General features: G+C 65.5%; 6 protein-coding genes and 1 pseudogene. 6 read left to right on the forward strand and 1 reads right to left on the reverse strand.

Annotated features, from left to right (window positions below; translation table 11 throughout):
• Nucleotides 1-13: 13 nt before the first annotated feature.
• From QY049_RS11325 to QY049_RS11345, 5 genes are all read left to right on the forward strand, one after another.
• Nucleotides 14-1,906 carry a flagellar protein gene (locus QY049_RS11325; RefSeq protein ID WP_194481783.1) on the forward strand — a complete coding sequence of 631 codons (1,893 nt, stop codon included), beginning with the start codon at nt 14-16 and terminating at the stop codon, nt 1,904-1,906.
• Between the two features lie 71 nt (nt 1,907-1,977).
• The gene (locus tag QY049_RS11330) at nt 1,978-2,760 is read left to right on the forward strand and encodes a hypothetical protein (RefSeq protein WP_194481784.1); all 783 of its coding nucleotides are present in this window, start codon (nt 1,978-1,980) and stop codon (nt 2,758-2,760) included.
• Nucleotides 2,761-2,770: 10 nt separating this feature from the next.
• Nucleotides 2,771-4,375 (forward strand): hypothetical protein, encoded by a 1,605-nt coding sequence (locus QY049_RS11335; protein ID WP_194481785.1) that lies wholly within the window; start codon nt 2,771-2,773, stop codon nt 4,373-4,375.
• 19 nt (nt 4,376-4,394) lie between these two features.
• Complete coding sequence (locus QY049_RS11340; protein WP_194481786.1) at nt 4,395-5,642, forward strand: RimK family alpha-L-glutamate ligase; 1,248 nt, start codon at nt 4,395-4,397, stop codon at nt 5,640-5,642.
• Nucleotides 5,639-7,135, forward strand: coding sequence for an aspartate aminotransferase family protein (locus tag QY049_RS11345; protein WP_194481787.1), 1,497 nt, complete (start codon nt 5,639-5,641; stop codon nt 7,133-7,135). Before QY049_RS11340 ends, QY049_RS11345 begins: the two co-directional genes overlap by 4 nt.
• A 71-nt stretch (nt 7,136-7,206) precedes the next feature.
• Here QY049_RS11345 and flbT read toward each other — a convergent pair whose 3' ends face one another.
• Nucleotides 7,207-7,632, reverse strand: coding sequence for a flagellar biosynthesis repressor FlbT (flbT, locus tag QY049_RS11350; protein WP_194481788.1), 426 nt, complete (start codon nt 7,630-7,632; stop codon nt 7,207-7,209).
• Nucleotides 7,633-7,951: 319 nt separating this feature from the next.
• Here flbT and QY049_RS11355 point away from each other — a divergent pair.
• Nucleotides 7,952-8,281 (forward strand): annotated as a pseudogene (locus tag QY049_RS11355) (flagellin); the annotation flags it as partial.

Here is an 8,281-nt window from a genome sequence, read left to right on the forward strand (position 1 = left end):
AGGGCTCTGAAACATGTCGATCAGCAGCATCAATTACGGCTCGTCGGTTCTCGGTGCGCAGGTCCGTAACATCAACCAGCAGCTCACCGACCTGTCGACGCAGCTCTCGACCGGCAAGCTGTCGCAGAACTATTCCGGCATGGGGACCAACGAGGGCTTCGCGATCGCCTCGCGCGCGCAGCTTTCGAACATCGCCGCCTATACCGACACGATCACCAACGTCAACGTCAACATCAACCTCGCCAACACGGCGCTGCAGTCGCTGACGACGATCCGCAACACGGTGCAGACGGGCTCGGCCACGAGCTCGCAGGATCTCAACGTCAACGGCCAGACGGTCGCGCAGAACACCGCCGCCGCGCAGTTCGGCTCGATGGTCGGCGTGCTCAACACGCAGTCTGGCAACCGCTATCTGTTCTCCGGCACCGCCTACAACACCCAATCGGTCGCCAATGCCGGCGACATCATCAACGGGACGACGACGCAGGCCGGCCTGAAGACCGTCATGGCGGAACGCCAGGCTGCCGATCTCGGTGCCAACGGCATGGGGCGGCTGGTGCAGTCGCAGCCGACGGCGAGTTCGGTGCAGGTGTCCGAGGATGTCGCAGGATCGCCGTTCGGCCTGAAGATCGCCTCGGTGTCCTCGACGCTGACGGGCGCGACGGTCACAGGACCCAGCGGCTCGCCGGTGTCGTTCTCGGTCGATCTCAACGGCGTCAACCCGAACAATGGCGACAAGCTCAGCGTGCAGTTCACGCTGCCGGACGGTTCGACCGAGCAGATCGACCTGACCGCGTCGAGCGCGACGCCGACACCGGTCGGCAGCTTTGCGATCGATGCAAGCACGCCGGTCAATCCGAACAACACGGCGAGCAACCTCAACGCCGCGCTGAACACGGCCATCACGAAGCTGGCCAACACTTCGCTGGTGGCGGCGTCGGCCGTTGCTGCCGGCGACAATTTCTTCAACACCGACAGCTCGGCGATCGGCGCCGCCAAGACCAACCAGGCGACGCCTGCGGCCCCGATCAGCGGCGCCACCGCGCTGTCGGGCACGGCGCCTTCGGATTCGATCTCGCCGGGCTTCTCCGCCGGCGACAGCATCACCGTCAACGGCACCACGCTGAGCTTCGTCGCCTCCGGCGCGACCGGCAACCAGCTCAACGTCACCGACAGCATCCAGACCCTGATGAGCAAGATCGACGCCATCACGGGCACCTCGCGGCCCTCGACCATCCATGGCGGCTCGATCACTGTTAACACCGACGATGCGGCAACCTTGAGCATCTCCGGCTCGACCGCCGGCGCGACCGCCGCGCTCGGCGCGCTCGGTTTCGGCACGTCGCCGATCACCGCGACGCAGCCGCCGCTGCGGGTCGGCTCGTCGCCGGCGAGCTCGGCGACGACGCTGGTGAACGGCACGGCCACGACGGTGAAATGGTACACCGGCAATGACGGGCCGGGCTCGGCGCGCTCGACCGCAGTGGCGCGGGTGGACGATTCCGTCACGGTGCAATATGGCGCGCAGGCCGACGAGGACGCGATCCGCAAGCAGTTGCAGGCGATCGCCGTGTACGGCACGTTCTCGACCTCGCCGACCGGACAATATTCGGGCGCGCAGGTCGCGGCATTGAGCCTGCGCACTACGCAGGCGCTGACGCCGCAGGCCGGGCAGCAGAAGGTCGAGGACATCCAGACCGACATCGCGATGGCCCAGAACACGATGAAGGACGCGACCACGCGCCAGACCCAGGCCAAGGCGCAGCTCCAGACCATCGTCGACCAGGCGGAGTCGGCCTCGCCCGACCAGGTCGCGAGCGAGATCCTGTCGCTCCAGAACGCGCTCCAGGCGTCGTACCAGACGACCGCGAGCCTGGCGCAGCTCTCGCTGGTCAAGTTCCTGTAAGGGCGCATTAAGGCGCCGTTAACCATGCCTCTTTACCTCTTGGTGAGGATTTGGGGCACGCGGAGCCGTCAATGTCGGACAAGATGCAACTGGTGGTGGCGACGCCCTGCTTCGGCGGGCAGGTGTCGAGCATCTACGCGAGCTCGATCTTCGCGCTCCAGCGCGCCGTGCACGGCATGTCCAATCTCGGGCTCAAGGTGCTTTTGCGGGACGGCGATGCGCTGATCACGCGGGCGCGGGCCAATCTGGTCGCGATGTTCCTGGATGACCCCGACGCGACGCACTTCCTGTTCATCGACGCCGACATCGGCTTCAAGCCGGAGCAGGTGTTCCGCCTGATCGAATGCGGTGCCGACGTCGTCGCCGGCTGCTATCCGATCAAGCGGGTCAACTGGGACAAGGCGAGGCGGGCGATCCAGGCCGGCCGAACCGACGTGACAGCGGCCTCGCTCGACTACGTGCTCGAGATCGAGGACCCTGATCGCATCGTTGTGGTCAACGGCTTCACCCGCGTGCGCTATGCCGGCACCGGCTTCCTGATGATCCGCCGCCAGGCGCTGGAGGCGATGTGCCGCCATCCGGACTACGCCAGTCTGCAATTCTTCCGTGAGCATTCGCACGACACGCTGGCCGCGAGCCAGAACCGGTTCGCGCTGTTCGAGTGCATGATCGATCCGGCGACCGGGACCTATCTCTCCGAAGACTTCGCCTTCTGCAAGCGCTGGACCGATATCGGCGGCGAGATCTGGGCCGATATCCAGAGCTCGCTCGACCATGTCGGCCCCTCGGTGTTCCACGGCGATATCGCCTCGCAATTCGCGCCGGCCCCCGTGGCTGCGGCCGACGCAGCGTGAGCCCGCCGGGATGAGCATCGGCGCATCCCGTCTGTCAGACATTGAGCGCGCCTCCGAGGGCGGCTCGCGCTATCGCCTGCGCGATCTCTTCACGCCGTTGGATACGCTGCTCATCTCCGGCGGAGATGGACGGCTGGCGCTCGGCCCGAAAGAGCGCGTCAACGCCTATGGCTGTGCGCCGTCGCCCGAGCCCGAGATCTGGAATTTCGCCTCGTCGACGGCATCGACGATCTCGCAAGGCGCCTATGACCGTGCTGCACTGGCGCGCGAGGAGCTGGTGCACAAATCGCTGTTCGACGAGGTCGAGATCGCCTTCGACCGGCGCTGCGAGGACATGCGCGACGAGCTGCGCGGACACTTCCAGCTCCCGCCGCGCGTCGATGTCGTGTTCTCGCCATCGGGCACGGACTCCCAGCTCCATGCCCTGTTTCTGGCCCACGCCGTGCTCGGCGCTCAGCCGGTGACGATCGTGGTCGGGGCCGACGAGGCCGGCAGCGGCACGGTTCACACCGCGCGCGGGCACCATTTCAGCACGATGACGGCGAGCGGCTTTGCGGTGCGCAAGGACGCGGCGATCGCAGGTCTTGCCGGCGAGAGCATTGCGGTGCCGCTGCTGGACGCTGCCTCCGGCCTTGCAATGCGCACTGACGCGGATGCGGCGGTGATGCGGGCCATCGAGGACAGCCTCGCGCAGGGCCGGCGCGTTCTGTTGCAGATCATGGATTCGTCAAAGCTCGGCTGGCGCGCGCCGAGTGCCGCCTGTCTCGATGAGATCGCGCGGCGCTGGCCGCGCAAGGTTCAGGTCGTCGTCGATGCCTGCCAGGCGCGGCTCGGCCGCCCGCGTCTGCGCTCCTATCTCGATCGCGGTTACATGGTGCTGACGACCGGCTCGAAGTTCTTCGGCGGTCCGGCCTTCAGCGGCGCGCTGCTGGTGCCGAAAGGCATATCGCGGGCGCTCGACCGGATCGAAGGAATCGCGCCCGATTTCTTCGACTACGCCGGCCGCAGCGACTGGCCGATGGCCTGGAGGGCGCTGCGCTCGCGCTTCGAACGCCGTCCGAATTTCGGTCAATGGCTGCGCTGGGAAGCGGCGCTGGCCGAGATCGGCAGCTACTATGCCGTACCCGTCGCGTTCCGCGCCAAGGTGATCACCGAGCTCGCAACCGGCATCGACAGCATGATCGCGCTGTCGCCATCGCTGCGCGCCATACCGGCGACCTGCTACTCCGCCGATGCGGACAATGAGGAATTCGTCCAGCGCACGATCTTTCCATTCACGCTGCTGCGCAACGGAAAGGCGGTGTCGATCGCCGATACCAGCACCGTCCATCGCGCGCTCGCGCAAGACATGAGCGATGACGTCGGCGGCAGCGCAGCGGACCGGCAGGTTGCCGCGCGACGCTGTCTCGTCGGCCAGCCGGTCCGGCTGGAGCAACCGGACGGCGCGCCGCAGGCCGCGCTGCGGCTGTCTATCGGCGCGCGGCTCGTCACTGACGCCTGGTCGGCCGACGGCGCCCAAGCGCAAGGCAACGTGCAGCACATCCTCGACCGCATCGCCCAGGTTCTGGTGAAGATCGAGCTGCTGCTTGACCGTACCGCCGCTGCACCGGCGTAGTCCGTATTCGAGGTGTGAGATGTTGCATCCGCTTGCCGCGCCTGACTATGCCGACCGCATCGGCTTTGCGCATTTGACGCGCCAGGCCTTCGAGGGTGTCGATCTGCACCCGCTGCGCGACCAGCTCCTGGCGCGAATTGCGGAGGGGACGGCGCAGGCGGGAGAAGGCCTGGACCTGTCGCTGATCGCCCAGCTGATGGGCGAGAAGGAGGCGGGCCTGGTGATCCAGTCCGAGGTGCTCTCCTTCCACCAGCTGTTTCGTACGCCGACTGCTGCGCCGAAGCCGGGATTGCGCGTGCTCGCGCTTGCCGCCGATATCGACATGGGCGGCAACACGCCGATCGAATTCCTGCTCGAAGGTTCCGACATCGAGCTGCTGACGCTCTATGTGACCAAGGGAACGGGCCTGCCGGAGACGCTGCCCGAGCACGACGTCGCCATCGTGGTCGCGTCCGATTCCGAGGAATGCCGCGAAGCGCTTGCGCTGATCGAAAGGGCCGCACCAAATTGGCCGCGGCCGCTGCTCAATCGCCCCGAGTTGATCGGCAATCTCGATCGCGACAAGTTGTTCCGTCTGCTCGCCGATATCCCCGGTCTCGACATTCCCGTGACCGCCCACGCGACGCGTGCACAGATGACAGCTCTCGCGGGAGGCCGGATTGCTTGCGCGGAAATCACGGGCGAACTGCACTTTCCGATGATCGTACGGCCGCGCGGCACGCATGCCGGCGTCGGGCTTGCGAAGATCGACGATGCGGCGGCGCTCGCAGCCTATCTTGCCGAACGGCAGGAGCAGGACTTCTTCGTGGCGCGTTTCGTCGATTACGCGAGCCTCGACGGCCTCTATCGCAAGATCCGCCTCGCCATGGTCGACGGCAAGCCCTATGCCTGCCACATGGCGATCGCCGATCGCTGGGACATCTGGTATCTCAACGCCTACATGGCGTTCAGCGAAGACAAGCGCGCCGAAGAAGCCATCTTCATGCAAGACTTCGATCAAGCCTTCGCCGCGCGCCACAGGGACGCGCTCGACGAAATGAGCCGGCGCGTCGGGCTCGACTATTTCATCGTCGATTGCGCCGAGAACCAGAACGGCGAGCTGCTGGTGTTCGAAGCCGACAACACTGCAGTCGTGCACAACATGGATTCGCCGGTCGTGTTTCCATACAAGCCGCCGCAGATGCGCAAGATCTTCGCCGCGTTCACCGCGATGCTGTCGCGGCACGCCAAGGCGGCTGAAGCGGCGGGCCTCGGGAGTGCTGCATGAATGAGGTCATCCGCAACACGCAGGCCGGCGTCGCGAGCGGATCGCTCGATCCGCAGGACTGGAGCGAGTTTCGCACGCTCGCCCATCGCATGCTGGACGAGGCGATCGACGGCATCGCCAATGTTCGTGCGCGCCCGGTCTGGCAGCCGATCCCCGAGGAGGTTCGCGCGGCTGTTAGAACCGACGTGCCGCGCGCGGCAACTGATCTCAACGAAGTCTATCGCGAGTTCTCCGAGCATGTCGCGCCTTATGCGACCGGCAACGTTCATCCCGGCTTCATGGGCTGGGTGCATGGCGGCGGCACCGCTGTCGGCATGATGGCGGAGATGCTCGCGGCCGGCCTCAATGCCAATCTCGGCGGACGCGATCACATGCCGATCGAGGTCGAACGCCAGATCGTCGCGTGGATGCGCGGCCTGTTCGGCTTTCCGCAAGGCGCGAGCGGCATCTTCGTCACCGGCACCTCGATGGCCAATCTGATGGCGGTGCTGGTGGCGCGCACGAACGCGCTCGGCGCACTGGCGCGGCAGCACGGCATCGGCAATGACGGTGCGCTGCTCACGGCCTATGCATCGAAGGCTGCGCATGGCTGCATCTCCCGTGCGATGGACATCGCCGGCTTCGGCACCGACGCGCTGCGCAAGATCGATGTCGATGCGGATCATCGCATCGACGTCGCGGCGTTGCGCACGCAGATCGCAGTCGATCGCGAGGTCGGCTTCAAGCCGTTCCTGGTCACCGCATCTGCCGGGACCGTCGATATCGGCGCGATCGACGATCTCGAGGCGATCACTGAGCTGTGCCGCGAGGAGGGGATCTGGTTTCACGTCGACGGCGCTTTCGGTGCGCTCGCGATCTTCTCGCCTGAGCTCGCGCCGTCGCTCGGGGGCATCGAGCTCGCCGACTCGATCGCGCTCGACTTCCACAAATGGGGGCAGGTGCCCTACGACGCCGGCTTCCTGCTGGTGCGCGACGGCGAGCGGCATCGGCAGGCCTTTGCGCAGCCGGCGGCCTATCTGAGCCGCGAGGCGAGGGGGCTCGCGGCCGGCACCGTCTGGCCCTGCGATCTCGGCCCCGATCTGTCGCGCGGATTCCGCGCGCTGAAGACCTGGTTCACGCTGAAGACGTTCGGCACCGACCGGCTGGGGGCGGTGATCGCACGAAGCTGCGCACTCGCAAAATATCTGGAGACGCGTGTGCTCGCCGATCCCAGGCTCGAGCTGCTCGCGCCCGTCAATCTCAACATCGTGTGCTTCCGTTATCGCGCCGGCGACGCGGTCAATCGCGAGATCGTTGCCGATGTCCAGGAATCCGGCATCGCCGCGCCGTCGGGCACGACGCTGGACGGCAGGTTCGCGATCCGCGCTGCGATCGTCAATCACCGCACCGCAGAGGCCGATATCGACGCGCTTGTGTCCGCCGTGATCAAGTTCGGTGCGCTCCGGACCGGCGGTCTGATCGAGGTCGAGGCGCCGCCCCTCGCGACGCAGTGATCGTCATCGGCTGAAACGTCAACGGCCCCGGAGATGATCCGGGGCCGTTGTCGTTCGGATGGGAGCGCCGGTCAGGCAGCCGTGCTGACGTCGCCCTCGGGATGTGCGGCGTTGTACTGGTCGCGCAGCTTCTCTTCATAAGCGATCAGCTTGCGGGCATCCTTGAGCGCCCGGTAGAGGTCGCCGTTCAGGATGTTGTTGTTGATGGCTTCGATGATCGGCCAGGAGCTGGGCACGGCGGTGACGATGTCACGCACCAGGTTGAAATAGGTGCCGTGCTGGGTCTGCGGATCCGGCGAGATGTACATCAGCTGGACCGCCAGGTAGACGAGCTTGGCGGGCGTATCCGCGGTCTCGGGCGTGAGGATGTCACGCTCGCGCAAGATCGGCACGTTCTCGCCGTCGATCAGAAGGCGGGCGCGCTGGTCGGTGTTGGTGATGACGCAATTGCCGACAATGATGCGTTCGTGCGGCCTGAGCTCGACCTTGAGGGCCATTGCCTGTTCTCCATCAACGCTTTCGTAACTCAAGCGCGTGTTGTGGCGGATCAGGGCGCAATACTCCCTCAACATTAGTTAACGAGTTGTGAATCCGGGCGGTCGGCGCGGAAATGTCTAGTTATTTCAGGGATGAATTTGACTTCCGGCGCTCCGGCGCTGCGGCTTCGATTGCCCGAATCACGCCGCGACTCAGCGAAAGCGCCGGTTTCATTTCATGCTTCGTTAGATTCTCGGGGCCACCGTCCGCCGGTCGCTGGGTCAATCAAGATCCCAGGACGCGTAACAGTAGCGTCGTTTACCAGAAAGGTAACACCCAATGTCCGGTATCGTTCTTTCCGCATCGGTTCGTCAGAACCTGCTCTCCCTCCAGTCCACCGCTGATCTTCTCGCCACCACGCAGAACCGTCTGTCGACGGGCAAGAGCGTGAACTCGGCCCTGGACAATCCGACCAACTTCTTCACCGCCCAGTCGCTCGACAACCGCGCCAGCGACATCAACAACCTGCTCGACAACATCGGCAACGGCGTGCAGGTGCTGCAGGCTGCCAACACCGGCATCACCTCGCTGCAGAAGCTCGTCGACAGCGCCAAGTCGATCGCCAACCAGGCGCTCCAGACCACCGTCGGTTATTCCACCAAGTCCAAC

This window comes from Bradyrhizobium sp. WYCCWR 13022 (assembly GCF_030435535.1).
In the GTDB taxonomy this organism is placed as follows: domain Bacteria; phylum Pseudomonadota; class Alphaproteobacteria; order Rhizobiales; family Xanthobacteraceae; genus Bradyrhizobium.

Bases quoted from the DNA above. Each gene is read 5' to 3' on its own strand.
- QY049_RS11345 (WP_194481787.1), top strand. From the start codon at position 5,639: ATGAATGAGGTCATCCGCAACACGCAGGCCGGCGTCGCGAGCGGATCG.
- QY049_RS11330 (WP_194481784.1), top strand. From the start codon at position 1,978: ATGTCGGACAAGATGCAACTGGTGGTGGCGACGCCCTGCTTCGGCGGG.
- QY049_RS11325 (WP_194481783.1), top strand. From the start codon at position 14: ATGTCGATCAGCAGCATCAATTACGGCTCGTCGGTTCTCGGTGCGCAG.
- QY049_RS11340 (WP_194481786.1), top strand. From the start codon at position 4,395: ATGTTGCATCCGCTTGCCGCGCCTGACTATGCCGACCGCATCGGCTTT.
- flbT (WP_194481788.1), bottom strand. From the start codon at position 7,632: ATGGCCCTCAAGGTCGAGCTCAGGCCGCACGAACGCATCATTGTCGGC.
- QY049_RS11335 (WP_194481785.1), top strand. From the start codon at position 2,771: ATGAGCATCGGCGCATCCCGTCTGTCAGACATTGAGCGCGCCTCCGAG.